Source organism: Myxacorys chilensis, from assembly GCF_059505265.1.
This window is the reverse complement of sequence record NZ_JCACKG010000227.1, coordinates 33,437-59,103: the sequence shown is the minus strand read 5'-3', so window position 1 is coordinate 59,103 and position 25,667 is coordinate 33,437. Positions and strand designations below refer to the sequence as shown.

General features: G+C 48.9%; 26 protein-coding genes. 13 read left to right on the top strand and 13 right to left on the bottom strand.

Annotated features, from left to right (window positions below; translation table 11 throughout):
* Positions 1 to 844, top strand: an 844-nt coding sequence (locus AC5JLB_RS23220; RefSeq protein ID WP_495876199.1) for a transposase, incomplete at its 5' end; no start/stop codon positions are given.
* A gap of 349 nt (positions 845 to 1,193) precedes the next feature.
* Here AC5JLB_RS23220 and AC5JLB_RS23215 read toward each other — a convergent pair.
* The 3 genes from AC5JLB_RS23215 to AC5JLB_RS23205 all read right to left on the bottom strand — a co-directional run bounded on the left by AC5JLB_RS23215 (position 1,194) and on the right by AC5JLB_RS23205 (position 4,487).
* Positions 1,194 to 1,385 (bottom strand): hypothetical protein, encoded by a 192-nt coding sequence (locus tag AC5JLB_RS23215; protein ID WP_495876198.1) that lies wholly within the window; start codon positions 1,383 to 1,385, stop codon positions 1,194 to 1,196.
* Between the two features lie 211 nt (positions 1,386 to 1,596).
* Positions 1,597 to 3,438 (bottom strand): ATP-dependent zinc metalloprotease FtsH3, encoded by a 1,842-nt coding sequence (gene ftsH3 / locus AC5JLB_RS23210; protein WP_495876197.1) that lies wholly within the window; start codon positions 3,436 to 3,438, stop codon positions 1,597 to 1,599.
* A gap of 236 nt (positions 3,439 to 3,674) precedes the next feature.
* Positions 3,675 to 4,487, bottom strand: coding sequence for an aminotransferase class IV (locus AC5JLB_RS23205; protein ID WP_495876196.1), 813 nt, complete (start codon positions 4,485 to 4,487; stop codon positions 3,675 to 3,677).
* A 64-nt stretch (positions 4,488 to 4,551) separates the two neighbouring features.
* On the opposite strand from AC5JLB_RS23205, the gene AC5JLB_RS23200 reads away from it, so the two are divergent.
* From AC5JLB_RS23200 to AC5JLB_RS23190, 3 genes are all read left to right on the top strand, one after another.
* A complete protein-coding gene (locus AC5JLB_RS23200) occupies positions 4,552 to 5,556 on the top strand; it encodes a tetratricopeptide repeat protein (protein WP_495876195.1) in 1,005 nt (334 codons plus the stop codon).
* 223 nt (positions 5,557 to 5,779) lie between these two features.
* Entirely contained in the window at positions 5,780 to 6,004 is a 225-nt protein-coding gene (locus AC5JLB_RS23195) for a hypothetical protein (RefSeq protein WP_495876194.1), read from the top strand.
* Positions 6,001 to 6,267, top strand: coding sequence for a Txe/YoeB family addiction module toxin (locus AC5JLB_RS23190; protein WP_495876193.1), 267 nt, complete (start codon positions 6,001 to 6,003; stop codon positions 6,265 to 6,267). The genes AC5JLB_RS23195 and AC5JLB_RS23190 overlap by 4 nt, the downstream gene beginning before the upstream one ends.
* Positions 6,268 to 6,455: 188 nt before the next feature.
* Here AC5JLB_RS23190 and AC5JLB_RS23185 read toward each other — a convergent pair whose 3' ends face one another.
* The 3 genes from AC5JLB_RS23185 to AC5JLB_RS23175 form a co-directional block, all read right to left on the bottom strand.
* Positions 6,456 to 7,043 carry an HdeD family acid-resistance protein gene (locus AC5JLB_RS23185; RefSeq protein WP_495876192.1) on the bottom strand — a complete coding sequence of 196 codons (588 nt, stop codon included), beginning with the start codon at positions 7,041 to 7,043 and terminating at the stop codon, positions 6,456 to 6,458.
* Between the two features lie 120 nt (positions 7,044 to 7,163).
* Positions 7,164 to 8,252, bottom strand: coding sequence for a SpoIID/LytB domain-containing protein (locus tag AC5JLB_RS23180; protein ID WP_495876191.1), 1,089 nt, complete (start codon positions 8,250 to 8,252; stop codon positions 7,164 to 7,166).
* A gap of 55 nt (positions 8,253 to 8,307) precedes the next feature.
* Positions 8,308 to 8,790, bottom strand: a complete 483-nt coding sequence (locus tag AC5JLB_RS23175) for a hypothetical protein (protein WP_495876190.1) — start codon at positions 8,788 to 8,790, stop codon at positions 8,308 to 8,310.
* A 168-nt stretch (positions 8,791 to 8,958) separates the two neighbouring features.
* Here AC5JLB_RS23175 and AC5JLB_RS23170 point away from each other — a divergent pair, with 168 nt between their 5' ends.
* A complete protein-coding gene (locus AC5JLB_RS23170; protein WP_495876189.1) occupies positions 8,959 to 9,378 on the top strand; it encodes a BlaI/MecI/CopY family transcriptional regulator in 420 nt (139 codons plus the stop codon).
* The gene (locus AC5JLB_RS23165; RefSeq protein ID WP_495876188.1) at positions 9,378 to 10,220 is read left to right on the top strand and encodes a M56 family metallopeptidase; all 843 of its coding nucleotides are present in this window, start codon (positions 9,378 to 9,380) and stop codon (positions 10,218 to 10,220) included. The genes AC5JLB_RS23170 and AC5JLB_RS23165 overlap by 1 nt, the downstream gene beginning before the upstream one ends.
* Positions 10,221 to 10,334: 114 nt before the next feature.
* On the opposite strand, the gene AC5JLB_RS23160 is transcribed toward AC5JLB_RS23165, so the two are convergent.
* Positions 10,335 to 10,598, bottom strand: a complete 264-nt coding sequence (locus AC5JLB_RS23160; RefSeq protein WP_495876187.1) for a GlsB/YeaQ/YmgE family stress response membrane protein — start codon at positions 10,596 to 10,598, stop codon at positions 10,335 to 10,337.
* 441 nt (positions 10,599 to 11,039) lie between these two features.
* Here AC5JLB_RS23160 and AC5JLB_RS23155 point away from each other — a divergent pair, with 441 nt between their 5' ends.
* The gene (locus AC5JLB_RS23155) at positions 11,040 to 13,493 is read left to right on the top strand and encodes an ATP-dependent Clp protease ATP-binding subunit (RefSeq protein ID WP_495876186.1); all 2,454 of its coding nucleotides are present in this window, start codon (positions 11,040 to 11,042) and stop codon (positions 13,491 to 13,493) included.
* Between the two features lie 102 nt (positions 13,494 to 13,595).
* On the opposite strand, the gene AC5JLB_RS23150 is transcribed toward AC5JLB_RS23155, so the two are convergent.
* From AC5JLB_RS23150 to cpdA, 6 genes are all read right to left on the bottom strand, one after another.
* Positions 13,596 to 14,111, bottom strand: a complete 516-nt coding sequence (locus tag AC5JLB_RS23150; RefSeq protein ID WP_495876185.1) for a hypothetical protein — start codon at positions 14,109 to 14,111, stop codon at positions 13,596 to 13,598.
* Positions 14,112 to 14,154: 43 nt separating this feature from the next.
* Positions 14,155 to 14,592 carry a hypothetical protein gene (locus tag AC5JLB_RS23145; RefSeq protein ID WP_495876184.1) on the bottom strand — a complete coding sequence of 146 codons (438 nt, stop codon included), beginning with the start codon at positions 14,590 to 14,592 and terminating at the stop codon, positions 14,155 to 14,157.
* Positions 14,593 to 14,932: 340 nt separating this feature from the next.
* Complete coding sequence (locus tag AC5JLB_RS23140) at positions 14,933 to 15,421, bottom strand: thiol-disulfide oxidoreductase DCC family protein (RefSeq protein ID WP_495876183.1); 489 nt, start codon at positions 15,419 to 15,421, stop codon at positions 14,933 to 14,935.
* A gap of 111 nt (positions 15,422 to 15,532) precedes the next feature.
* Positions 15,533 to 16,402: a class I SAM-dependent methyltransferase gene (locus AC5JLB_RS23135; protein ID WP_495876182.1), complete on the bottom strand. Its 870-nt coding sequence runs from the start codon at positions 16,400 to 16,402 to the stop codon at positions 15,533 to 15,535.
* Positions 16,403 to 16,517: 115 nt separating this feature from the next.
* Positions 16,518 to 17,615, bottom strand: a complete 1,098-nt coding sequence (locus tag AC5JLB_RS23130; protein ID WP_495876181.1) for a T6SS phospholipase effector Tle1-like catalytic domain-containing protein — start codon at positions 17,613 to 17,615, stop codon at positions 16,518 to 16,520.
* A gap of 307 nt (positions 17,616 to 17,922) precedes the next feature.
* Entirely contained in the window at positions 17,923 to 18,720 is a 798-nt protein-coding gene (gene cpdA / locus AC5JLB_RS23125; protein WP_495876180.1) for a 3',5'-cyclic-AMP phosphodiesterase, read from the bottom strand.
* Between the two features lie 1,000 nt (positions 18,721 to 19,720).
* Between cpdA and AC5JLB_RS23120 the strand changes: the two genes are divergently transcribed.
* The 6 genes from AC5JLB_RS23120 to AC5JLB_RS23095 all read left to right on the top strand — a co-directional run bounded on the left by AC5JLB_RS23120 (position 19,721) and on the right by AC5JLB_RS23095 (position 25,648).
* The gene (locus tag AC5JLB_RS23120) at positions 19,721 to 20,032 is read left to right on the top strand and encodes a hypothetical protein (protein ID WP_495876179.1); all 312 of its coding nucleotides are present in this window, start codon (positions 19,721 to 19,723) and stop codon (positions 20,030 to 20,032) included.
* A gap of 60 nt (positions 20,033 to 20,092) precedes the next feature.
* On the top strand, positions 20,093 to 20,917 hold the full coding sequence (gene thiD / locus AC5JLB_RS23115; protein ID WP_495876178.1) for a bifunctional hydroxymethylpyrimidine kinase/phosphomethylpyrimidine kinase: 825 nt from the start codon (positions 20,093 to 20,095) through the stop codon (positions 20,915 to 20,917).
* Positions 20,918 to 21,342: 425 nt separating this feature from the next.
* Positions 21,343 to 22,599: a methionine adenosyltransferase gene (gene metK, locus AC5JLB_RS23110; protein WP_495876177.1), complete on the top strand. Its 1,257-nt coding sequence runs from the start codon at positions 21,343 to 21,345 to the stop codon at positions 22,597 to 22,599.
* Positions 22,600 to 22,849: 250 nt separating this feature from the next.
* Complete coding sequence (locus tag AC5JLB_RS23105; protein WP_495876176.1) at positions 22,850 to 23,929, top strand: glycosyltransferase family 9 protein; 1,080 nt, start codon at positions 22,850 to 22,852, stop codon at positions 23,927 to 23,929.
* The gene (locus tag AC5JLB_RS23100; RefSeq protein WP_495876175.1) at positions 23,919 to 24,407 is read left to right on the top strand and encodes a glycosyltransferase family 9 protein; all 489 of its coding nucleotides are present in this window, start codon (positions 23,919 to 23,921) and stop codon (positions 24,405 to 24,407) included. Before AC5JLB_RS23105 ends, AC5JLB_RS23100 begins: the two co-directional genes overlap by 11 nt.
* Positions 24,404 to 25,648 carry a PucR family transcriptional regulator gene (locus AC5JLB_RS23095; protein ID WP_495876174.1) on the top strand — a complete coding sequence of 415 codons (1,245 nt, stop codon included), beginning with the start codon at positions 24,404 to 24,406 and terminating at the stop codon, positions 25,646 to 25,648. Before AC5JLB_RS23100 ends, AC5JLB_RS23095 begins: the two co-directional genes overlap by 4 nt.
* Positions 25,649 to 25,667 lie beyond the last annotated feature (19 nt).

Sequence of the window (25,667 nt, the reverse complement as noted above, 5' to 3'; positions counted from 1 at the left end):
GGGGATTATGGGATGCCCCAGGACGGGGCATGAAACGGAGGTGGAGCGAGGCCGATCTGCAGTATCTAGAGGAACGTTTGGATCAAGACCAACGCACGTACAACAGTGCCCAATTATCCGCCCTGCTAGAGCAAGAGCGCGGCGTAAAACTGAGTGCAGACCGGATTCGTCGGATTCTGCAAAAAAAGGGTTCCAATGGAAGCGCACCCGTCAAAGCCAGCGGCCCAGCCCAGACCCAGAGTATCAGCGGCTCAAACAAGCCGACCTCGACACGCTAGAACTAGCAGCACAGGAGGGACACATTGACCTAAAATACCTGGATGAAGCGGGGTTCTGTTTGTATAGTCCCGTCAGTTACAGCTACAGTCGGGTCGGGCACCAGAAACATCTGGAACAAGTGCCGACACGAGGTAATCGCATCAGCATTTTGGGACTCTGGCAACCGGACAAGACCTTTGAATATGCCCTTATGCAGGGTGGATTTGATGGCGAAAGTTACATCAAAGTGATGAACTGGATGGCCGAAAAAGCCGCCCTGACGCTGGCCCAAACCGGACGCTTAACCGTGGTGACACAGGATAACTGTTCGATTCACAAGCGCGACATCGTGCGACAGCACTGGCAACGTTGGCAAGACCAAGGCTTATTGCTGTTCTTTTTGCCGCCTTACAGTGCCAAGATGAATCGGATCGAAGACCAGTGGCGTCAACTCAAAGCTCACGAGATTGCAGGGCAGATGTTTGAAGATGAATACGATTTAGCGCTGGCAGTGATCAAAGGAATGGAAGCACGGAGTCAAACAGGAGGATACTCCCTTGAGCGTTTTCGGTTTAATTCCGCCTAGCTACTTAGACAGGAAGATTGCGTGTGAAGTAGGTTGCCGCCAAATTGAGCTGTAGCCAGAACCGTAGATGTCTGTTCGTATCCCATCCCTCCCAGTTATGGAAAAGCCTTTGGTTGGATTTGAGAAAGCTGGAAGGACATCTAAACGCAAGAACAACATTCAGACTGTAGCCTGCTGCTGAAAGCACTCGTTGCCAAACGGGAAACGTTAGCGAGAAGCGGGGATCCTTGAGTCCGATCAGGGGTTTGTCGTCCCATTCTTGGAGCAGTTGTGTATGCAAATTATGTTCAATAGTCGTAAAGTGGGTGCCCTCGAAGTCGCTCTCCACTGGTAAGAAGAAATCTGTATACTAATGGCCTAAAGCATTAATTAATTGGTTGTTTCCGTCGTTCACCCAATTCAATTCAAAGAAAATTGGATTGTGTCCACCTTGGATAAAGTGTTTGTCAGAGCCAAAGTCAATTCCAAATCTGGATAGAATGTGGCTCGTGACAGACGTGCCGCTCCGTTGCCCTCCTAAAACCAAAAACGCTGTTTTCATGCTGTGACTAAGCTACAGTGTTGCCTCCTCTATTACGATTCAAGGGCTGTAGTAGCAACATCATTCTGAGGTATCAATCAAGCCATCTTCAGTTGGGGCGGATGCAAGGCATAGAGAGGTTTGATCAACGATTGAGAATTTAGGAGGCTCGATGCAAAAAGGGGCACTCCTGTTGCAGAGTGCCCCCGAAGATGTAATTTGATTTGGCGAGTTATGCGATCGATGCCATTTTCACATCGCTGTTTGCCAGCAATTCTTGCAGTTCTTCTGCATCAACCGTTTCCTTCTCAATTAACATCGCAGCTAACTGTTCTAAGACGTGACGGTTATCGATAAGAACCGCTTTTGCACGGCGATAGGCTTCTTCGACTAACGTACTCACTTCTTCATCAATCGTCGCGGCAGTCTCTTCCGAGAAGTCACGCTCTGAGGCGATGTCACGTCCCAAGAACATGTTGCCTTGCTGACGACCGAGAGCGACAGGACCCAAGCGATCGCTCATGCCAAAGCGAGTCACCATTTGCCGCGCCACCCGCGCTACCTGCTGGAGGTCATTAGACGCCCCAGTTGTGACTTCTTCATCCCCATAGATGATTTCTTCAGCCAGACGACCACCAAGGGCAACCGCCATTTGGTTTTGCAGATACGAGCGAGAGTACAAGCCCGAATCCATCCGATCTTCGCTTGGTGTGAACCAGGTTAAACCTCCCGCACGACCGCGAGGAATAATGCTGATTTTCTGTACCGGATCGTAATCTGGCATCAGCGCTCCAATTAGGGCGTGACCTGCTTCGTGGTACGCCACTAATTCTTTGCGCCTTTCGCTCATGACGCGATCTTTTTTCTCAGGTCCAGCCAAGACGCGATCGATCGCATCATTCACTTCGTCCATCGAGACTTCGGTGAGGTTGCGACGAGCGGCAAGGATTGCGGCTTCGTTCAGCAAGTTAGCAAGATCAGCACCCGTGAAGCCAGGGGTACGACGGGCAATTCTCTCTAGGTCAATATCCTTAGACAGAGTTTTGCCGCGTGCGTGAACGTTCAGAATTTCAAGACGACCTGCATAGTCTGGACGATCGACAACTACTTGGCGGTCAAAGCGACCCGGACGCAGCAGCGCTGCATCTAATACATCAGGACGGTTGGTTGCCGCAATGATGATGATTCCAGTATTACCCTCGAAACCATCCATTTCGGTGAGCAACTGGTTAAGGGTTTGCTCCCGCTCATCGTTACCACCACCGAGACCTGCACCACGCTGACGACCGACCGCATCAATCTCGTCGATAAAGACGATACAAGGCGCGTTGGTTTTAGCTTGCTCAAACAGGTCGCGTACGCGAGATGCGCCGACCCCAACAAACATTTCAACGAATTCAGAACCCGAAATCGAGAAGAAGGGGACACCTGCTTCACCTGCAACGGCTTTCGCCAGCAGGGTTTTTCCAGTTCCAGGAGGCCCAACCAACAGCACGCCTTTAGGAATTTTCGCACCCACGGCAGTAAAGCGATCGGCGTTTTTCAAGAAGTCTACAACTTCATTGAGTTCTAGTTTCGCTTGGTCAATGCCTGCCACATCGTTAAAGGTGACTTGGGTCTGCGGCTCCATCTGCACCCGCGCTTTGGACTTGCCAAAGTTCATCGCTTGGCTACCAGGGCCATTCTGGGCGCGGCGAAGTAAGAAGAACAGCCCCACCAGCAATAAGACTGGGAAGAACAAGCTGCTTACTGCTCGAATCCAGAAGTCGTTGCCATCAGTTGCAGGCAAGACCGAAATATCAACATTATTTTTAGTCAGAATGTTAATCAGATCGGGGTCATTGGGCAGGTTGACGACGACTTTGTTTCCGTCTTGCACCTGCACCAGCGCCTTCGAGCGATCGGCGCTCAAACTGACCTTGTTTACGTTATTGCTTTGCACTTCCTGGATGAACTGGCTGTAGCGCCAAGATTCTCGCGTTTGAGGCTGTTTGTCAAAAAACGCGGTCGCCAGTGCAATGACGACGATCGCAAGGAGCGCATATAGCCCAGCATTTCTCCACCGTTTATTCACCGGGGTCTGTCCTCCTAATGGTTTGGGAACGAGGGGTGTCTCAAAGTTTGATTATGTTAATTAATATTAACGTATCTGAGAGACAGATGAGGGAGAAGGAAGGGATGAGGGAGGGCTTCGCCCCGCTTCGCGAGGAGGGATGAGGGATGAAAAGTGGAAAGAATGGAGTTTAGAACACGGTTTTGAGCGTTTTTTAGTTCACACACAAACCTGAAATAATCTCTTACCTTCATCCCTCATCCCTCCTCTCTCCTCCCTTCCCTAAACATTTCTAGCAATTTCTGAATTCCAAAGTGTCTTGCATCGTAGGACAGAGTAGTATCGTGGCTCAGAACAGTGTGAATTGGAATGACTTCCACCACGCAGTTCGTGTAGGCGATCGCATCAAATTGTTCTACAAGCGCGGCATTCCAACGGAGTTCAGTGACTTCTTCATTGTGCCATCTCAGCTCAGCGATGAGCCGCGATCGCAGTAATCCGGGCAAAATCTCGCTCTCTAGAGGTGGTGTCCACCAGTGCCCGTCTTTCCAACCCCAAAGACTGCCTGTACTGGTTTCTAGCCACTCGCCTGCAAGATTGGTGAGAATGGCTTCTTGAGCGTTCGATCGCTCAGCTGCTTGCTTGACAAGCCACGGCGCGAGGTAGTTTCCGGTTTTATGAGAGGGCAGCGTGCGCCCGAGATTTTGAGTCACTAAAGCTGTGATGCCATTTTCTTGTCGCTGCATCAGATCGGGCGGCAAAGGTCGCCCAGTAATCCATTCTCGCCCGTCTGGAAACACTGTGATTCGGAGGACGGGATAGCGCTGCATTATCCACTCGACGCCGTGGCGTAGTCGGCTCCAATCGGGTTGCTGCCAATAGAAGGTTTCAATTGATGTTTTGAGGCGATCGCAGTGTCCCGTCCAATGCGTCAAGGGATGATCTAACGTGCCATACACTCGCATCGTGGTAAACACCGTCGCCCCGTAGAGCAGTCCCGGATCGGTGATTGAAAGTTCTATCGTGTCTTTGGCAATTGCCTTTCCGTCGTACCAAAATTCAATTTCCATCGAGATTTGTTGTGAATTCTCAAGGCTGTAGACTAAACCATACGTCGTTCATTCCCATTTGAGTATGAGCAAGTCAGGTCAGCACCTCGGCTGGGTCAAAAAAGCTGAAACCTTTGCCGAGTGGAAGCAGTATAAGCAGGCGATCGCAGCGTTTGACAAGGCTATCAAGCTAAAGCCCAACTATGTGGAAGCTTGGATGGGCAAGGGTCGAGCGTTGATGGATTTGGAGGATCTGGATGCGGCGATCGCGGTGTTCAAAAAAGTGATCAAACTAGAACCCAAAAATTTCGATGCGTGGCTGATGATCTCGATGGCGCTCGAAGATTCTGAGCGTCCCGCAGAAGCGCTGGCGTGGTTTGATGAAATGGTAGAGCAACTGCCAGACAATCCCGGAAGCTGGTTCTTTCGGGGAATGCACCTGACGCGACAAAATCGCCACGAAGAATCGCTGGAATCGTTGGGCAAATCAGTTGAGATGAACCCGAATCCAATGGTATTGATGGCGCGGAGTATTACCTTGCAGCGACTGGAGCGCTATGAAGAGGCACTATCCGATGTCGATCGAGTGCTGACGATGGGCGATGCCTTTGTTGCGTGGCTCGATCGGGCAAAGCTGTTAGAAAAACTAGGGCGTAATGATGAAGCGCTGGAATCCTATGATGAGGCAATTCGCAGCGATCGCGGCAACCTGGAACTGTGGCAAGAGAAGATCTTGTTTATGGAAAAGATCGATCGCCAAGACGACGCATTGGAGTTAGTCAATAAGCTGGCAGAAATCCTACCAGAACGATGGAATATGTGGTGGATGTTGGCAGAAGCCCTGAAGCGACGAGCACGATACGACGATGCGATCGCAGCTTACAGTCGTGCCCTCGAACTTGAACCCGAAGAGGCAGAAATTTTCTACGGATTGGCAACCTGTTATGCCGCGCAAGGAAATAGCGAACAGGCAATGGGCAATTTACAGAGCGCGATTTCAATAGATTCCGATTACCAAGAAACTGCTAAAACAGAGCCAGCTTTTGACTCGTTAAGAGATTTAGAAGAGTTCAAGGCACTGGCTCATTGATATTTCAGTTGCTGTATGTAGTCGCTATTGTCGATCGCGATTAATCAGACCCAACCCGCGATCGCGCTTTCTTTAGAGTTGCGCTCTGCGCTAATCACACGTGAGGGATGAACGCGATCGTTGAAGTTTCTGGGAAAGTGAAAAGCAATGAGGGCGCAGTCTTCGGAAAACGTCTAACATTGGATTAGCAAACCCAGGATTTTCACTGACGACAAAAGGAGCTATGCAAACCGTTTATCGTTTGAACGCCAACGAACTCGACGAAAATTTTTTAGCAGGGCTGAAAGCAACCTTTAAGGATCAGGAGATCGAGATTGTTGTGTACGGCGTAGATGAAACGGCTCATCTCATGGGTTCGGCTCCGAACCGTACTCGACTGCTGCAAGCGGTTGAAAATGTTAAGCAGCGATCCAACCTGATCGAAGTCAATCTAGATGAACTGGAGTGAAACGTAGAGTTGTTTTTGAAACAAGCGCTTTTGAAGACTTCACTGAATGGGCGCAACTCGACAAAAAGCTTCATAAGAAAATTGTGGAACTGCTGAAAGACATCGATCGCTCTCCATTTGCAGGTTTAGGAAAGCCAGAACCCCTCAAGCACAACTTAAGCGGCTTCTGGTCACGGCGGATTAGCGATGAGCATCGTTTGATATACACCGTAACAGACGATGAAATTATCGTCGCTGCCTGCAAATATCACTATGAAGCCTAGCGCGATCGCCTGACCTTGTAGGTTAGTTAAGGTCGTCGATCTGTCGCCTCAATCAACCCTAAACCGAAAGCGCGATCGCAATTGCGATCGCGGGTTCATTAGAGTTGCGCTCTGCGCTAATCACACATGAAGGAGGAACGCGATCACGAGATATATCTGCTAAAGCAGATCGCGTTCTGTCTACCCTGTTATGAAGCTGAAGGGGCTTGATCCGGTTGATTTGACTGATTTGACGCCGTAGTAGCCGTTGGTGGCTTGAGGGCAAGAAGCGATCGCGAGATGCCAGAGAATAAAATACTTGCGCCGACTAAGGTTCCAAGTAGCCAAGGGGCATCGGACGGAAACTGAAGCCAAACCAGCGCACCGAGGCCTAGCGTCACGAGGCCATCGACGAGAATCCACGTCCAGTTAGGCTGCGATTTTAGGCGGAATGCCAAGATGATATTGAATACTCCTTCTGTCAGAAGGAAGCTACCAAGTAATAGCGTCAGCGTTAGAACGCCAGTCAGCGGTTGGAAGAACAGCGATGCACCAGTTGCGATATAGAGCGCACCAATCAAAAGCTTCCAAACAAAACCCTCTTCACGGGTCTGGAATGCATAAACAATCTTTGTTACACCTGAAGAAAACAGAATCAAAGAAATCCAGGTTTCAACAACTAGCGAAGAAAAAGTAGGGGCAGCAATTCCTATTACACCAAACACAATTAAAAGCAGGCCTGACCAAAATGACGCATGAAATTTATTTGAACCTTTTGGTTCCGTAGCAGCTGTCATAAACGTTTCCTTCTTAAACCAGTACGATATAAGACTAGAAAATCGCTTTAGACCTGAGCAGTTCCTTAGGGTAGAACCTTTTAGGGCTGATAGCCCCGTCATGAGAAGGAGATGCTGATGCTACTCGTAATCTTGCTCGATTTTGGCAACTCCAGTTTTAGGATAATAAGTCGCCAAAATTTGCAGATAGCTGTATCCCTGCTCTGCCAGATTTAACGCTCCTAATTGGCTCATGCCTCTGCCTTTGAATGCCTCGACCACAATACTGTCGGAGGCCGCATAGAGAGACTCGACAATTCCGCCTTTATAGCTGACAAATTCCCCTGAGGTTTCGTCAACGGCTCGACTCGTGCGATCGTCCTCTCGCTCTGTGCCGCTATAGACCTGGTAGTACTCATCAGATCCCATCTGATAGAGGCTATTCACAGGTTTAAAGTAATAGGTCAAGGCATACGATCGCGCGGCGACTGCTTGGGCTTTCAGGGCTTGAGCATTCCAACTCGGTGACACTTCACTCGCGACAACACTATGGAGATAGCGCCGCAAATCAATGTAGTTGACCACCCAAACGCGGCTACTTTGAACAGCAAGAACAAACCGTCCTCGATAGGGTTTATCACCCAAATAGAGGAGACCGCCAGAGGCAGGCTCAACGACTACAATGCTGGGTAATTGAGTGCTTCCTACGGTTAGCGTATCGCCGTTAGCTCCAACCGGATAAGCAGTATTCGCGGCGAGTTGCTGGAGCTTTTTGCCTTGCGAATTAGTAATCGTTGCCCCGTTAGACGCCGCGATCGCGGCAGAAGGAACCCCCATTGCGATCGCAACATGCATCTGAATCAAACTATCTATAGTTCCAGCCGATGCAGCATATGCCACCTTTGACCGCGCATTGATTGCAGCTTGCTCCTTGGTGTATTTAGACGGATCAACAGGTGTTGGCGATGCTTTTTTAGACGGCTGAGGAGACGTTTTGGCTTGAGGCGATGCTTGAGGCGTCGGAGGAAGTGGCAGCGGAGATGGCGATGTGACGGGTGAGGGCGAGAGCGCAGCAGGAGACGAGACGGGCGTAGGTGGAACTGTTTCAGGGAAGCGATGATTGACGTAGGCACCCGTTAGCGGAATCAAGCCCAACACTGGCAATAAAAGCCAGGGGCGTTGCTGCAACCATTTGACAATATCTTTTTTGACAATTTTTTTGAGGCTCATTCTATCGTCCGTCACTCACCTTTAACGGATTTTACCTATCATGACATGCTATTCGCTAGTGTCCTGCACCAGCCGGAAAAACAATAAATCGCTGTGTCGCTTCGATGCGCTTACCGTTGTGAAATAGCTCCTCGTGACGGTTGGTGTTGAGCACCACAGTCACGCTGTGAGGACCTGTCGGTAGTTTGTCTAAGTAGTACCAAGCCCCATACAGCCGAGTTAGTTTTTTACCATCCACGTAGAGGTGAGCGTGACCTTCATTCACGGTGTTGGTCTGGTTGACCTGCTCTGGAGCAAACCTGAAATTTTCTGCCTTGACCTGCACATTCCAGCCTCCCATTGGGTCGGGAGCAACCTCCAAATCAACGGCTGGAAGCGCTGTTCCAGCTGGAATTTCTAGCTTACCGTGGGCATGAGTAGGGGTCGAATGTTGAGGGTGAGAGGGGTTTTGGGAATGCATCTCGTCGGCTTTGACTCCGCTAGAAATCAGGATGCTAAGAACTGCGCTAATCGCACTGCCAAAAATTCTGTGGTTCATTACTTGAGTTAAATCGACGGATGACTTCTCTATACTGTCGCTCCTGAATTTTGTTCGTCAAACGACACTCTGTAGAACTTCTCAAGACGTGTTTATGGCGATCCTTTGGAGCTTGGCAACGCCAATCGCTTTCCTCTACTCTAGAAACAGCTTGTTTTTATCATTGCTATGGCTCCTCTCCCCGAACACCGCCCAAAACATCTCTCCCTCGGCCCGCTTGAGGCTGAAATTCTGAACATTGTTTGGGAACTCGAAGCGGTCACTGTGAAAGATGTCCACGATCGCATCTTGAATGATCCCGATCGCGAGTTGGCCTATACGTCAGTAACAACCGTTCTGAATCGCTTGACGGCGAAGGGTTGGCTACTGTGCGACAAACAAAATCGCTCCTTTACCTGGAAAGCTCGAATTTCTCAGGCAGAAGCAAGAGCCTTGCACGCCTATGAACAGCTAAACCAGTTTCTCGCGGTGGGCAATGCCGATGTTGTAGCAGCCTTTGCCGATAGTTTGGATCAAGCCAGCGTCGAACAACTCGACGCGATCGCGCAACGCCTTAAAGCCGTCCGCCAAGCCAGAGAGGAGAAGTAATGCATCTAGTCTTATTGATCGTGACGTTAAGTGTTGCCCTCTCCGTTCGCCTGACGTGGAATCCTACCGCTGACGGCTGGAGCCAGCGATGGAATCGGACGCTGGGAGCGTTTTTGTTTTCGCCGTTGCTGGTTGGAGTCAGCGCGATCGCCATTCTGTGGATGGGACCGAAAGGACAGATGGTGCGCTGGTGGGAAGGCTGGGGCAGCTATGGCGTCGCGATCGGCTTTTTGGGACTTGGTTTGGTGTTGGCGATCCAATTAGGCAGTGACGCCCTGCGATCGACTCGTCGCGTCCAACAGTTGCCCCGGCAAGACATCGGTGGAACTGCCGCTCGATTGCTGGATCAGTCCGCGCCTTTTGTCGCTCAAATCGGCTTTTGGAACCCAGAGTTAGTGATTAGCCAGGGACTACTAGAAACGCTTGAGCCACACCATTTAGAAGTTGTCTTGAGACATGAAGAAGCCCACGCCTATTACCGAGATACGTTCTGGTTCTTTTGGTTAGGCTGGTTGCGTCGGTTAACCGCTTGGTTGCCACAGACCAATGCGCTGTGGCAAGAATTATTGATGCTGAGAGAATTGCGTGCAGATCGGTGGGCAGCACAGCAGGGTGATCCATTACTGTTGGCAGAAGCGCTGCTGTCTGTTGTGAGTGCCTCTCAAATGGAGTCTGATCAATTATGTGCGGCGTTTAGCAGTGCGGTTGTCAAGAACCGTTTAGCTGAGCGAATCGATGCCTTGCTTGATCCCTTAGAACCGCTTCCTGAAACCAATCCAAGAGCTTGGTTGTGGTTGTTGCTTGTGGTCTTGCCTCTCGCGGTCGTGCCCTTTCATGTGTGATACGATTTGCCTCAATAACTCGTACTGAGCCGCACAGACACGATCGAAAATTATAGAATCAAACTTTTTTAGGGATTGGCTTTCGCCAATCCGTATCCAATTTAATGGCATTAATTAAACGGAGCGCGTGACCAAGCCCCATAGGAAAATTGCGACCATTGCACCCAAAATGGCAACAACCAGACCGGGCACACCGGGTAACGTGTTCAGCGCGATCGTGCCTGTAACCAAAAGCGTGACAATGCTTCCGCCCAAGAATGCACCCACGATACCAAGCAGCATGGTGTTAACGATTCCGCCGCCTTGGTCTCCAGGATAAAGTAGCTTCGCGATCGCGCCTGCTACGATGCCTAAAATTGCCCAAGCAATAATATTCATAGTTCAGTCTCCCAGTTTAGTTAGCGATTTGCTCAACTGTGGATAACCTGATCGATCAGCCATACAATCTGTGAGCAAGCCTGATTGTCGGTCGTAGTATATAATGTGGTCTTATTATTTTCAAGCAATCATCAAACTACTGTAATGATTCCGTCTTCTACGCGATAAATTCAGGGATTCGAGTAGCATTCTTTACACGAATGCGGTGACGTTAAACCTAATTTGTTCTCTGCTTCGGCTTTCTCTACCTTCCACCCCATCCCGCTTCTCGGTTACGTTTCCCGCCTTTTCTCAGACGGTTTTCCTCCCTAGTTGCTCCCGCTTCCACTCATTAAAGTGAATACATAACTACAAAAAAGTTTACGAGTGAGACTCACTCTAGACTCCTTCGTCTGACTCGGCAATTTGCTCAGCAGACATAGCATAGTGGAGAACGTCCCAATGTTTGAATACTTCACAGACCAAGCGATCGCTACCGTCATGTACGCCCAAGAAGAAGCACGCCGACTGCGGCAAAATTCTGTGGGTACAGAAGCGGTCTTGCTTGGATTACTGAAACAAACGGATACGGTTGCGGCGTCGATTCTGAAAGAATTTGGTGTAACGCTCGACATTGCCCGTGCCGAAGTTGAAAAAATTGTAGGTCGAGGGACCGGATCGACACTGGCCGAACTTCCCTTCACGCCGAAAGGCAAGCAAGTTCTCGAACAGGCGCTTCAAGCGGCTCGCCTTTCAGGAGAGCGATATGTACGTCCGCGTCATCTATTAGCGGCATTAGCGCAAGACAATCAAGGGGTTGCAGCCAAGGTGTTGACGACGCTAGGGGTAGATCTAGCTGCCCTGCACACTCAAATGATGCAGTCTGCTTCAGAGCCAGAACCTGCTGTGGTTGGTGGTGGTAGTGCTGCTCAGCGCTCTCAACGGATGCCCACGCTAGACGAGTTTGGTACAGATTTAACTCGAATGGCATCAGAGGGCAAGCTTGACCCAGTCGTCGGTCGCGCTAAGGAAATCGAGCGAGTGGTGCAAATTCTAGGTCGCCGCTCGAAGAATAATCCGGTGTTAGTCGGTGAACCAGGAGTTGGTAAAACCGCGATCGCAGAAGGATTAGCTCAGCGCATTTACGCTCAGGATGTGCCCGATTTGCTCTATGACAAGCAAGTGATTCAGCTTGATATGGGTAGTTTGCTGGCAGGCACTCGCTTCCGGGGCGACTTTGAGGAGCGCATGAAGAACATCCTTGAAGAAGTGCAGCAGTCCGGTAATGTGATTCTGGTGATCGACGAGATTCATACCCTTGTTGGTGCAGGCGGCAATGAAGGCGGCATGGATGCAGCAAACTTGCTTAAACCTGCGTTGGCACGTGGAGCGCTTCAGTGCCTTGGTGCGACCACGCTCGATGAGTATCGTCAGCACATTGAGCGCGACGCGGCTCTAGAGCGACGCTTCCAGCCAGTAATGGTGGGTGAACCGACCGTTGAAGAGACGATCGAGATTCTGAAAGGACTGCGCGATCGCTACGAGCAACATCACCAACTCACAATTAGCAATGCAGCGGTTGAGGCAGCGGCCATTCTTGCCGATCGCTACATTACCGACCGATTTATGCCTGACAAAGCGATTGACCTGATCGACGAAGCAGGCTCTATGGTTCGGTTAAGAAACACCAATCCTGCAATTAAGGTCTTGAAGAAGCAGTTGCAGCAAGTCACGAAAGACAAGCAAGCGGCGGTGACGGCTCAAGACTTTGACAAAGCAGGGCAACTCCGCGATCAAGAACTGGCATTAGAAGCTCAGCTTTCGAGTGGTCAAACTCCATCCACCGCATCTGGCATAACGCCAGTTGTGAGCGAAGAAGACATCGCGCAAGTGGTTGCGGCTTGGACAGGAGTTCCGGTGAGCAAGCTGACCGAGTCTGAGTCTGCAATGTTGCTGCACTTAGATCAGCGCTTGCATCAGCGCGTGATCGGACAGGATGAAGCCGTGGTTGCGGTGGCACGCTCGATCAAGCGATCGCGAGTGGGCTTAAGCAATCCAAATCGCCCGATCGCCAGCTTTATCTTCTCTGGCCCGACTGGAGTGGGTAAGACCGAGCTTGCCAAAGCTTTGGCTGAAGCGGTGTTTGGTTCCGACTCGGCTATGATTCGTCTTGACATGTCTGAGTTTATGGAGTCGCACACCGTTTCCAAGCTGATCGGTTCGCCTCCTGGCTACATCGGCTATGACGAAGGCGGTCAGCTAACCGAAGCCGTTCGTCGCAATCCCTACACAGTGCTGCTCTTCGACGAAATCGAGAAGGCTCACCCTGATGTGTTTAACATGTTGCTGCAATTGCTTGAAGACGGGCGTTTGACCGATTCCAAAGGTCGAACTGTTAGCTTCAAGAATACCTTACTGATCATGACCTCGAACTTAGGCTCGAAGGTGATTGAGAAGGGAGGCGCAGGTTTGGGCTTCGAGATGTCGTCCGAGTCGTCTGAAGCGGCAGCATACGGTCGGATTCGCAATCAGGTGAACGATGAACTGAAGAATTACTTCCGTCCAGAGTTTCTCAACCGGATTGACGAGACTATCGTTTTCCATCAGTTGAACCGCGATGAAGTGACGCAGATTGCAGATCTCATGATTGCAGAAGCTGCCCAACGGATTGCAGAGCAAGGCATTACCTTACAAGTGAGCGATCGCTTCAAAGAGCGGGTCGCATCCGAAGGGTACAATCCGAGTTATGGAGCGCGTCCGTTGCGTCGTGCGATCGCTCGTCTACTCGAAGATAGCCTGGCAGAAGCCTTCCTCGCAGGTCGCATTCAAGCTGGAGACACGGCGATCGTTGAGGTGGATGAGGATGGTCAAATCCAAGTCAGACGCGAGCAGCCCAAAGTTGCAATGGCAGTTTAAGTGGCTATTCGATACGACAGGTGAGTAAGACAAAGCCGCCCTCTTGAATATCAAGAGGGCGGCTTTGCTGTTTAGACAATCATTAGATTGGCGCTTGTGATTTTATTTGTGACCTAACCACTTTGCGGCAACCGCGCCCATCGCGGCACCAACAACAGGATTGCTCAGAAACTTCACAAGGGCAGGCTGATCCGCTAAGACCTCATGGAAGATATCAGGATGATTGTGATAAGCAAAGCCCGCTAACTTGCCGACATCATCTGCTGACATCCGACTGCCGTGATGCGTGGATAGCCCTAGCTGTTTTGCTAGATCTTGCTCACTCAAGCCCCGCTTTTTGAACTGCTTGAGAAATTCGTGGGCAACATCACCTCGCTCATTTGGTTTGATTTGAGCGATCGCACGCTGCAGTTCAGGTTCCATCTCCGCAGAAGAGACGCGATCGTGGTGGAACGCTCGGCTAAACAAGTTCCGCCGCTCATCTCGCGAAGACCGTTGAGCAAAGTCATCAAAGTTATCATAATTTTCTAAAGAACCAGATTCATCTGGCAGAGATTCTGTATTCCCGCCAGCCAGATCGTTCATGATCTGATGCTTGTACTGATCACTACTAGCCATTGTTTTATTCTCCTAATTTTTACAAATGCTTTAAAGCTTATTACTAGCTAGGTTGCTGATACTGAATTTGCTTAGATTGAGTATCATACCGAGCCGTCAGAATCAATTTTTTATCAGGTGCATATACTAATACCGACAAATCTTGATTCGGAAAGTTCTTATGAAATCCCTGCATCAAAGATTGAGTCAAAGGCTTAACATCGCTAGGGCGAACTTGAGGTGAAATAACAACTCCTAACTTGTTGTTATCGCGCACATAAGCATCTTTTAATAATCCTTTAGACGTTTGCACAGCCCAGCTTCCAAAGTCTTGACCTGTGGCAGTATTTCCTCTTGCAATCGAACCATAATCGCTGCTAGCAACTGGAGATTTCGTTTGAGGTTCACGAGCAACCGCAGAACTGCACGCTGTCGTAACGGTGAGAATTAGAACTAATGCCAAAGCCGCTAGAATCTTTCGGCTTCGCTGAAAAAAGCTCATAAGCTACCTCCTAAAGACAATGAGTTAAAGAACAAATTTTCAACCAGAAAGGAAACGTCGATTCGGCGCAATTAATGTTGAGTATAGAATTGCAGCAATTGATACAACTTTGCTTTCTGTTCGAGCATAGGAAAGCACAGTTTTGTGATCATCCCTCACTAGGAATAAATAATTCTGTTTATTTCTTTTTGAGTAGTTCGATCCAATCAAAAGAGAGACCAAGTTTTGGCATCCGAAGCGTTAAACAAAGAAGCGACTTTTTGAACACTAAAAACACAATACTTAATCTACTTTTGTTAAACGCTTTAAACGTTAGAGAGGCAAACTCACAACGTTTAGATTATTCAATTCGACAGCGCCCTTCTTGCTTACATTCAAGCCGCTGCTGCCGATCAGCAACAACGATCTCAAGACTCGGACGACACGTGAGCGGAAGTCGCCAATCTGCCCAAAGCTCGTAGAGTTTATCCACAATTAAACCAATTACGGGCAATTTAGTAGCTGCATAGATCCAGCCCATTCCTAAAATGTCATAAACGCGGCGAAAAACTTCTACATTTTTGACTACTGTTCCGTCTGCAAGCACAGCATGGATTCTTCCCATCGCTGTTTCAAAATCGATTCCACCATTTGCTTCAGGAGTGTAATCATCGTCTGCAATATCAACAAATTCTACTCGCCCTCGACCCGCATCTCGTTTTCTTAGAAAATTGACTTCTCGCATACATAAGGGGCACTGTCCGTCATACAGAAGTTTAATTTGCCAAGATGGAGCATTGAGCGACTGCCCAGTAGCAGAATTGGAAGGCTGAGAAGTTGGTAGCGTCATATTGGCAGGTAGGGTTGGGATTCTTCTATTGTAAGAAAAGGTTAAGTAATAGGTAGAACCGTGAAGACGCACTTAGGGCTAGTCGCAGATCCGAAGGAATCACACCCATACCTAAATTTTCTTCATCACCTGAACCGCCGAAAAATACTTGGTCTGAACAGCTTCGCCGCATTCTCGCTCTAGCACACTCCTCAGTCCCGCAAATAAATCTGCTCGGTTCTGTGGCTCCAGCGCGATGTAAGGCGACAACGTACTCAAAAGCGCTAAATAATCGTCAACCTCATAAGCGATCTCACAGGGCATCAATTCAACGATTGACTCACCGAACAAACTAGATGAAATTGCAGCCTCTCCAAACGCGCTAATATTCGATTCGTGCGTTTTTTTGTCCTCATACTTGGCAAGCGACGGAGCGTGAAGCTGATATACCTCTTCTAAGGCTTGGTAAACGTCATAGCTGGGTTGGGGTGGAAAATTCCACAGCAAGATTAGGGACCCATTGTTTTGCAGGGCTGCTGCGGTTTTGGAGTAGCGAGTTTCAGCCGAAACCCAATGCAGCGACGACGCAGCGAGGATAGCGTTAAATCGCTCAGGCTCTAACGTCCATTCCTCAAACATACAGTTCTGAATCTCGACTTGTGGATACGCTGCACAATTCTGCCGAGCAAATTGACAAGCCTCTTTGCTTGGTTCGAGGCAAAGCATTGAGAAGCCCAATTGAGCAAATTCGACTGTTGCAATTCCAGGACCGCAGCCGATCTCAAGCAGGGCTGCTGCGGAAGGAAGTTGAGCCAGCTCGACAGCGCGATCGATAATTTCTCTTGGATAACGGGGTCGCGTTCGATTGTAAGCTTCTGCCGCACCACTGTACCAATCTTTTCGTCGCTCTACTGGGTACTCAGTCGACCAAGGATGAACGTCTTCAAGCTTTTTCATGCCTAACCTATAGGAGATTTGAGCCGATCGTAAGAGATCGGCCACGATTCGGCATCCATCTCAAATTTGCATAACCGTTAATCCAAATCTTGTACCCGTCTTAATTGACAACCCATTGAATTGACAACACATAAGAGTTGAAGTTGACGCAAGATTGAGGTTAGCCCTTGGCTGAAGCGACCTCAACCGCTTCAACAAATCCATCAAACCACTGCTGATGCGGTATCAATGGTTCTGGACGGTAAAGCGGTTTCGCCGCCAGCTTCCAGCGTCGCTTTGCGCTGAGGTGAATGTTGTTGTCAAAGAAGTGTTGATCGAACTTCGTGAGGGGATCACCTGGATCAAGCAACTGGCGATGGAGTGTGCCAGCCAGCTTGAAAATGCCACTAATCTCAGAGTCAAACGCGATCGCATAATTAGGCTTTATGCCTCCTTTTACCAACGTCGGGTTAAACTCTAGTCCTAACCCGACCCGATTGGTTTCTTCCATCATCCACTGCAACGCTCCGTCTGATAATCCGTGATTGGCGTCGCTACCTCCTCCGACGCAGCCATGAACGCCCGGAAACCAAACCTGCCGTATGTTGGTAGTCGCACCCTCACTAAGCTGCATTCGAGTCACGTCAAACACCTTCCGACGCTCATCAATCGCGACAGCGTGAAATGCATTTTGAATGCGTCGATTCAGGCGCGTGTCGTGAAACTTATACTTTGCATTGAGCCAATTATCAATCGGGAGGAACGGGATCTGATCCGGAACGCCGAGTTCACCGACGGTATCCCAACAGCCCAGAAGCGTGATCGGGACATTCTCGCCGTAGTCGCTACGGAACTGTTTAGCGATCTGATCGTTTGGAGCAATCTCGCGATCGCGGTATATCTCGTATGCTCGCGGAATGTGACATATGTTCTGGCGTTTGGGCAACCCAGAGCAGTAGATTAACCCTGCTAAACTCCGAACCGTATAAGCTCCTCGGCTATACCCAAACAGATAGATCTCGTCGCCCTCCATGTAGTTGAGAGAGAGAAATCGGTAGGCTTTTTGAATGGTTTGATCAATTCCCCAACCAAATGCACCGCCTGTTAGCTTCTCAAAGGGTGAGTCTCCCGTCCCCAAGCCTTCGCTGTAGTAGACCACTTGAGGGACTCCATCTTGAGCAATAGACTTGATGGCTTGAGCGATTTTAACAACATTGGTTGGATAGGGACTAGAGAGTTGCTGCCAAGTTCCATCACAACAAACAACTAGACGTTTCATACACGATTCTCCTCATAGAGCACGACTAGAGGTATCTTTTAAGACTTGTAAAAGCACCTTGCAGATTTTAGACGAGAATGACAAGGCTGAGCCAAAATTTGTACCAAAGTTAGCTGAACGTTCATTAATAATCTCTAATTCGTTTCTAGCACAGTCTATCTTTGGTTCACGTTTTGTTCTCATTTCTATACTTGCTCTCATTTCTGCAACTTTTGCAGTTCTTAACCTAGATTCATTACTTGTCTAAATCTACTGCTCACATTGGGGCGCAATCAATTTCACTAAACTTCGAGTCTTAATCGCTAAATCAGTATCCTGTTGCCGCTAAATCGAGCGTATGAGCATAATGAATGCGCTGCACTCTAGTTGTCCAGATTCCATTCGGATATAAATTGAACACTCGAAACCCCGGATCCTGATGCCCTAAGGCAAACTCTACGCTTTTGGGTTCAAACTGAATGCAGGTTGAAGGCGTTCCCAAATAAAACACTGATCCACGTTGACGCTGAACCTCTTGATGAACGTGTCCAAATACCACGAGTTTTACTTGGGGATAGCGATCGATGAGGTCAAAAAAATCTGAAGCGTTTTGCAACCGGCTGCCATCGATCCAGCTAGACTCTACTTCTAGTGGCGGATGATGCATCGAAATTAAGGTTGGAACGTTGGAGCATTGCTGCAACTGCTGCTCTAACCAATCCAAACTGTTAGGTGACAGCACTCCATGAACACAGCCCGGATCTTGAGAATTGAGCAAAATGAACTGCCATCCGCCCGCTTGAAACGATTTTTCTGGACGGAATACAGGATGCGTTAGCGATCGCTCCATGTTCTCCAGACAGTCATGATTTCCAGGCAACCAGTAGAGCGGAATTTGCAGCGAACTAAAGTGTTTTTGAAGATGCTGATACGACGCGGCCGTACCGTCTTGCGATAAATCGCCTGTCAGCAGAAATAGATCAGGCAACGGACTAAGCTGACGCAAGTGCTGAAGTAATGCTTCTAGCGATCGCAGGGTTGAGAAACCGAGGAGATGCTGATTTGTCTCGGCAAACAGGTGTGTGTCGCTAATTTGGACGATTTTCAAGGAAGGGGCATTAGTCATACGATCTGACCTAGAGCGTAGTACAAGGTGGGGTTCTATCCGATAGGTTATTAATGGGCAAACTGTTCTGAAACTAGCTGAAGATACACTTCATTCCTTGGACTTCATCACTCCGAGTGGTAAAACGTGCATCGGAATCAATACTACTAATCTATAAGATTCAGTCAAAAGAGATCAGCGATCTACTCGCTATGTTGCTGTGATCTTGGTCACGTTTTAGAAATGATTAGTGCTTCGCTAAACTAGGGATGAGAGCAAGTGTTGATACAGAAATGCGAGTTCGATAGTTCCAGGTAATGGTAGTAGAAGTCAATTTAGCGATCTCTGTTGTATGCTCTTCCATAGATCAAACATGTATAGCTTACATTATCTTTAGTGGGAAAATTGGGAGTACTTAGTGGTTCCTTGGCCCATCCACTAAGACTAATAGGTGACAGCACCAGCTGACAGATGATGAACTAACGGTAGGGGCAGAAAGCTTTAGCTTTTAGACAGATTTGATCAATATCTTGGTGAGTATCATTGCTTCTATAGCTAAAAACCAGCGAGGAAGTTGCCTTAGCTACCGTTTGGTCAGCAATAAAGGTTAAATTAGTCCACCAACTTGTACTAAGTAGATAGACTTCTCAACTTGTTGTAGATAGATTATGAGTTGTAGATAGACCTTGACGATTTGACACGCATTAAACATCGGTTAGAGATGCTAATTTCGCTAGGGCTGTTGCATGAGTAACATGAAACGAGTTGACTAAAATTTCGTAAGTTAAATGTGGAAATTCAACTTTCTATAGCTTTCTTCATCTCCGTAATATTGTTAAGTTTTTCTGAAAATCAAATCGTAAAAGGGCACTAAAACGGGGATTTCAACCATTCGTTCTGTAAAGTGCCCGTAGATTTGCTTATTTAATTTTATCAGAATAAATAAAGATACCGAATTCTACAGTGTGGATTGCTTAGGAGATCTAGTTCAATCTGTGCAACACACGGTGAGTTTAATCCTATGAAAATTCAACTAACAACTCAAGACTTAGCCTTGCTTGAAGACCTCCGACTTTACCGTTTGCGCCACCGCTTCACCAAAAGCCTAGGACTTTGTAACCTGCATCTCAAAAGCGATACCCTCATCGTTCACTGTCCAGAACCCTGGGTCGTCGATCGCTTGCTTAGTGACTTGGAGCGACTCCTTAAAGCCATTTGGATTATTGCTGGCATCAAGTATGTCTCCATTTGCTACGCCGAGGAAGAAATTCATCGTGCCAAAACCCGTTCAATTCGCCAACGCAACCTTTCCCAATCAGTCAAGAGTCGCTAACTCACAGGAATGGGCATAGCAGCCTAGGATGGGAATAGACCACCTTTGAACCGCGATGCTATGACTTCGACTAGTCTTTCTTCAATTCCGGTTGCCCTCACGATCGCAGGGTCTGATAGCGGTGGAGGTGCAGGAATTCAGGCAGATCTACGCACATTCGCCTTTCATTTAGTCCATGGAACCAGTGCAATCACTTGCATTACGGCTCAAAATACGGTGAGCGTGACCCGCGTTGATGCGATACCCGCTGCTTCTGTTGTAGCGCAGATGCAGGCAGTGACCGACGACATCGGTGTGCAGGCAGCGAAAACAGGAATGCTGCTGAATGAAGAAATTATTGCCGTGGTCGCTCAGCAACTCTCCTCTCACCCGATTCCAAACTTAGTCGTCGATCCGGTTATGGTATCGCGAACAGGCGCACTGTTAATTGATGACGCCGCGATCGCAGCCCTAAAAGCACAACTGCTTCCCCTAGCGACGATTTTGACCCCCAACCGCTACGAAGCTCAAATTCTATCGGGTCTGGACATTTCAACATTAGACGATATGCGTCTCGCCGCAGAGTGCATCCACCAGCTAGGCAGCAAAGCCGTTTTAATCAAAGGTGGCGGCATGAGTGGTGCACTGCGCGGGGTAGATGTTTGGTTTGACGGGGTTCATATGCACACCATAGCAACACAAACCGTAGACACAACGAACACTCACGGAACGGGTTGCACACTAGCAGCTGCGATCGCGGCAAATCTTGCACTCGGAAAGGATTTGCTGAGCGCAACCAAACAGGCAAAAGACTACGTGACGACTGCCCTTCGCTATTCTCTCTCCATTGGCAAGGGTCAAGGTCCTGTCGGACATTTCTTTCCGCTTTTACAGAACCAGAGTTAACTCTACTTTTCTGGTGCGTATTTTTTGGCTCAACAATCAAAGCGTGAGCGGGAATTAGCTTTCAAGAGCTTCGTAGAAAAAGCGTGAGCGGGAATTAGCTTTCAAGAGCTTCGTAGAAAACGACTCGGATTAAAGAGTATATAAAGATAAAGCTCATCAAATAGTCAGTTCCTCCGTGTAATTGCTAGGATTCCACACATAGATGGATTCTCTATACAACGCCTGCTTGAACCGATACTCTCAGGTTTCGGAATTTTTTCGACAGGCGTAAACTCCTGCTGACTTAGCTACATGTACCTCAAGGGGCATAAATTGACGGCGAGCCGTCGATCTCGCCTCTCCACAGAAGCTGAGTGATATAATTTCCGCAACTATACCGATTCAGACTGTCCCACAAACCCTTAGCGAGAAAGAGGAGACTGCTCTTGTCCCGTCGATATTTCTTCACTTCCGAATCTGTCACTGAAGGTCATCCTGATAAGATTTGCGATCAGATCTCTGACACCATTTTAGATGCCCTCCTTACCCAAGATCCCGCTAGTCGGGTTGCGGCTGAAGTGGTTGTCAACACTGGTTTAGTGCTGATTACAGGCGAAATTACCTCAAATGCACAGGTTAACTACATTGAGTTAGCACGTCAAAAGATTGCAGAAATTGGCTACACTGGCGCAGAAAATGGGTTTTCATCCAATAGCTGCGCGGTTTTGGTGGCGCTAGATGCTCAATCGCCTGACATTGCTCAAGGAGTAGACACCGCTCAAGAAAGCCGCGAACAGCTCAGCCAAGAAGCGTTAGATGCGATCGGAGCGGGCGATCAAGGCATCATGTTTGGATTTGCGTGCAACGAGACGCCTGAATTCATGCCGTTGCCGATTTGCCTAGCACACCGCGTTTCTCGCAAGCTAGCCGCTGTGCGCAAGACAGGTCAATTGCCTTATCTGCGTCCCGATGGCAAAACTCAAGTAACGATCGCTTACGAAGACGATCGCCCCGTGGGAATCGACACGATCCTAATCTCGACGCAGCACACAGCCACGATCGGAGACATTTCTGATGAAGCGGCTGTGCAAGCCAAGATTCAGGAAGACCTGTGGGAACTAGTCGTTCAACCTTGCTTTGCTGATCTTGACATCCACCCTGATGAGAACACACGCTTTTTGGTTAATCCAACGGGCAAGTTCGTGATCGGCGGACCTCAAGGCGATTCAGGTTTAACGGGTCGAAAGATCATTGTTGATACTTACGGCGGCTACTCTCGTCATGGAGGCGGCGCGTTTTCAGGCAAAGACCCCACAAAAGTTGATCGCAGTGCAGCTTATGCCGCCCGGCATGTGGCAAAGAACATTGTAGCGGCTGGCTTGGCGGATAAGTGCGAAGTGCAGTTGAGCTACGCGATCGGGGTCGCGCGTCCAGTCAGCATCATGATCGAAACCTTTGGCACAGGCAAGATCAGTGATGAGCGCTTGCTTGAATTGGTCAAAGAACATTTCGAGTTGCGCCCTGCTGGGATCATTCAGACCTTTGGGTTGAGAAAAGTGCCCAGTGAGCGAGGCGGACGTTTCTATCAGGATGTCGCGGCCTACGGTCACTTCGGACGCCCAGATCTAGAACTCCCTTGGGAACTGACAGACAAAGCAGATACGCTCAAGCAAGCGGCGCTCTCGGTGTCAGCAGTGGGTTAAGTCTCCGACTTCACGCGGATGAGACTGCTGAAGCAAGCCATTTTGCGCTAGTTGTGGACATCTAATCGGACTGGAAATCCCTTGCAAGAAGAAATTTTTCTTGCAAGGGATTTCTGTTTCTACACTCGAAAGCAATCTCTCTCTTAAAGGGGACGAAAGCGATTGCACAGACCTTTTACTCTGTGATGCAATGAAAAACTGCACAGAGAGGATTCTCATTGAGCGCATTGCACTCAAGGATAAAAGCAGCGTGACCGACAATCAACTTCTTTTGGCTCAGCAGAATGGTTCTGCTTTGAAGCGCTGTAATCTACAATTACGGCGGATAGCTGTTGTTAGAGCATTACCAGGACTAGGAGATTTCTTGTGTGCGATCCCTGCTCTAAGGGCATTGCGGACAGCGTTTCCTCAGGCCTACATTACCCTGATTGGACTACCTGTAGCGCGGAGTTGGGCAGAGCGGTTTGAAGCGTATATTGATGAGTTTGTTGAGCTTCCAGGGTATCCTGGCCTACCAGAGCAAGAGGTGGATGCTGAACGGCTAGAGAAATTTTTAGCAGAGATGCGCTGCGGCGGAGCGTCGCAAGGCGAATCACAACCGTTCGATCTAGCCCTCCAGATGCACGGAAGCGGCGTAATCACAAATTCACTCACTTTAGAGTTAGGAGCCGCACAATCCGCCGGATTTTACTTAATGGGGCACTCGTGTCCTGATCCAGCGTTCTTTTTGCCTTACGAAGAATCTGAGTCAGAAATTCGCCGATATTTGCGACTTCTCGAATTCTTAGGCATTCCTGCCCTAGATGAGAGGCTAGAATTTCCACTCAAGCCCTGCGATCGCGAGGCGCTCACCCAGATCGAAGCAAAGTACGAGTTGGGCGACAATTATGTCTGTATCCATGCAGGCGCGAGTGTGCCGTCTCGATGCTGGCAGGGATCGCAGTTTGCGGCAGTGGGGGATGCCATCGCACAACTGGGATATTCAGTCGTGTTGACAGGATCAGCGGCGGAGCGAGAATTAGCGAGTGCGATCGCCCAAACAATGCAGGCTCCAGCCTTGAATTTAGCTGGGCAAACAAGTTTAGGCGCGTTAGCAGCACTGTTGAGCCAGGCAAAACTGCTGATTTGTAACGATACAGGTGTTTCTCATTTAGGAGCCGCTGTTAGCGTTCCTAGTGCGGTGATCTTTAGCGCGTCTGATCCTCGGCGCTGGGCACCACTCGATCAAACGCGGCATCGATCGCTGTCGCATTCGTCCGGCGTGCGTGTGGCGTGCGTGTTAGAGCAAGTTCGCGATCTGCTACATCAGGAGTCGATTTATGCTGCATGAAGAGTGGACGACCGTAAAAAGAATTCTGGTGATTCAAGCAGGGGCAAGGGGTGACGTAGCAGCAGGCGCGGCGATCGAGAGCTTGGCAGAGCCAATCGCGCGGCTACAGCACGCTGCTCCCCAAGCAGATATTGTGCTACTCTGTGCGCCTACAGTAAGTCAGACAGCGTTGGCTTTACCAGATGTTGCTGAGATTCTCATTCATCCTGCGGCGTCAGAGCAGGAGTTGTCTGATTCGACTAAAGCATTGGACTTAACGAACGTGCTGCGATCGGAGAACTTTGATGTTGCCATTGTTTTTTCTGATGGTCAAACGTCTCCCCATCCGTTCGCTTACATGTGTTACCTCGCAGGAATTCCGATCCGAATTGGGCAGTCGCAAGAGTTTGGAGGAGGAGTCTTAACCGATTGGGTGAAGCAAAGAGACGCGGCTGATCATCCTATTGAATTGCTCAATGCGATTGGAATAGGAGCATGAGTAAGGAGGCGGCATCGGGAGAATTTAAGCGAGTTGCAAAAGCCGTGACGCAACGTGTGCAGGAATTGTTGGGTGTGCAAGCATTTGTCATTGATGATCCGGCAATTTTGACCTGCTCCGATCGTGAGTGTGCCAATGTACCCTTGTATCATTCTGCCTTGCGAATTCCTTTTCATGTCGATCAGCAACCGGGAGAAATTGTCATTCCCGATTTGGTCACGTCCGAGTTGATTTCGCCTCGTCTAGCACGGGTGTTAGTGGAGCTAGTGATTGGTCAAGCAACTGCGATCGCACGATTGCCTAATCAGCATGATCTCAAAAACAAATTTATTCATGATTTGCTGAGAAGCTCCTGTCAGGAAGAAACGGAAGTTCTGCGAGAGGCACAGATTTTAGGACTCGACTTTTCGCGTCCGCGAGCAGTGATTCTGATCGATGCTGCCGATTATCTTCTACCCTCTCCGTCCGATGCTCCGCAAACATTAGATTTTCAGGCTCAACAGCGTGTTCAATTCATTATCGGTAGCATTGTGAATTTCTTTCACCTACCGAGCGATACCATTTGTGCTTACATTGGCGGTAGTGAAATAGCCGTCTTGAAAGCAAGTAGCACTCAGGATTTAGAGGCGTGGACAGATCAGAAAGATTTGACCGGCAACCCGTCTTGGGCAAACCTTGCGGCTCTGAAGCGGGCTAGTTCGGCGCTGTTAGAGCGGCTCCGCTCTGACACAAGTGCCAATTTAAGTGTTGGCATCGGGCGATATCATCCCGGTATTCGGGGATTGGCGCGATCGTATCAGGATGCGCGGGCGGCGTTATCACTGGGGCATCATTTTTCGGGCCAAAATCAGGTTTATTGTTTAGATGATTTGGGCGTTGCTGCGTTTGTTGGAATTGCCGACGAAGCTACAAAAATTGATTTGGCAAAACATCTTTTAAGTCCCTTAGATCAAGATCCTGAATTGATCGATACGCTACGCATCTTTTTCGATGAAAACTGTTATCCATCTTTCACCGCCAATCGACTTTCAATTCATCGCAATACCCTAAGTTATCGACTTGATAAAATTACATCCCTCACAGGGCTGAATCCTCGCCAGTTTGATGCCGCGATTCAAATTCGCTTGGCATTGTTGCTGCGATCGCTCTCGCCTGATTATGATTCGTTGGGCAAATGCACAAACCTAGAATCCATAAAATCGCGACATGTTAGGCAAATGCCCAATGCAATTTGTAGCTGAATTTTGCACGATAAATATA

Coding starts and splice junctions, on each gene's coding strand:
- AC5JLB_RS23170 (WP_495876189.1), top strand. CDS start 8,959: ATGGCTCCTCTCCCCGAACACCGCCCAAAACATCTCTCCCTCGGCCCG.
- AC5JLB_RS23200 (WP_495876195.1), top strand. CDS start 4,552: ATGAGCAAGTCAGGTCAGCACCTCGGCTGGGTCAAAAAAGCTGAAACC.
- AC5JLB_RS23180 (WP_495876191.1), bottom strand. CDS start 8,252: ATGAGCCTCAAAAAAATTGTCAAAAAAGATATTGTCAAATGGTTGCAG.
- AC5JLB_RS23130 (WP_495876181.1), bottom strand. CDS start 17,615: ATGAAACGTCTAGTTGTTTGTTGTGATGGAACTTGGCAGCAACTCTCT.
- AC5JLB_RS23165 (WP_495876188.1), top strand. CDS start 9,378: ATGCATCTAGTCTTATTGATCGTGACGTTAAGTGTTGCCCTCTCCGTT.
- AC5JLB_RS23160 (WP_495876187.1), bottom strand. CDS start 10,598: ATGAATATTATTGCTTGGGCAATTTTAGGCATCGTAGCAGGCGCGATC.
- AC5JLB_RS23100 (WP_495876175.1), top strand. CDS start 23,919: ATGCTGCATGAAGAGTGGACGACCGTAAAAAGAATTCTGGTGATTCAA.
- AC5JLB_RS23145 (WP_495876184.1), bottom strand. CDS start 14,592: ATGAGCTTTTTTCAGCGAAGCCGAAAGATTCTAGCGGCTTTGGCATTA.
- AC5JLB_RS23185 (WP_495876192.1), bottom strand. CDS start 7,043: ATGACAGCTGCTACGGAACCAAAAGGTTCAAATAAATTTCATGCGTCA.
- AC5JLB_RS23120 (WP_495876179.1), top strand. CDS start 19,721: ATGAAAATTCAACTAACAACTCAAGACTTAGCCTTGCTTGAAGACCTC.
- thiD (WP_495876178.1), top strand. CDS start 20,093: ATGACTTCGACTAGTCTTTCTTCAATTCCGGTTGCCCTCACGATCGCA.
- AC5JLB_RS23175 (WP_495876190.1), bottom strand. CDS start 8,790: ATGAACCACAGAATTTTTGGCAGTGCGATTAGCGCAGTTCTTAGCATC.
- AC5JLB_RS23155 (WP_495876186.1), top strand. CDS start 11,040: ATGTTTGAATACTTCACAGACCAAGCGATCGCTACCGTCATGTACGCC.
- AC5JLB_RS23095 (WP_495876174.1), top strand. CDS start 24,404: ATGAGTAAGGAGGCGGCATCGGGAGAATTTAAGCGAGTTGCAAAAGCC.
- AC5JLB_RS23205 (WP_495876196.1), bottom strand. CDS start 4,487: ATGGAAATTGAATTTTGGTACGACGGAAAGGCAATTGCCAAAGACACG.
- AC5JLB_RS23215 (WP_495876198.1), bottom strand. CDS start 1,385: ATGAAAACAGCGTTTTTGGTTTTAGGAGGGCAACGGAGCGGCACGTCT.
- AC5JLB_RS23150 (WP_495876185.1), bottom strand. CDS start 14,111: ATGGCTAGTAGTGATCAGTACAAGCATCAGATCATGAACGATCTGGCT.
- cpdA (WP_495876180.1), bottom strand. CDS start 18,720: ATGACTAATGCCCCTTCCTTGAAAATCGTCCAAATTAGCGACACACAC.
- AC5JLB_RS23195 (WP_495876194.1), top strand. CDS start 5,780: ATGCAAACCGTTTATCGTTTGAACGCCAACGAACTCGACGAAAATTTT.
- AC5JLB_RS23140 (WP_495876183.1), bottom strand. CDS start 15,421: ATGACGCTACCAACTTCTCAGCCTTCCAATTCTGCTACTGGGCAGTCG.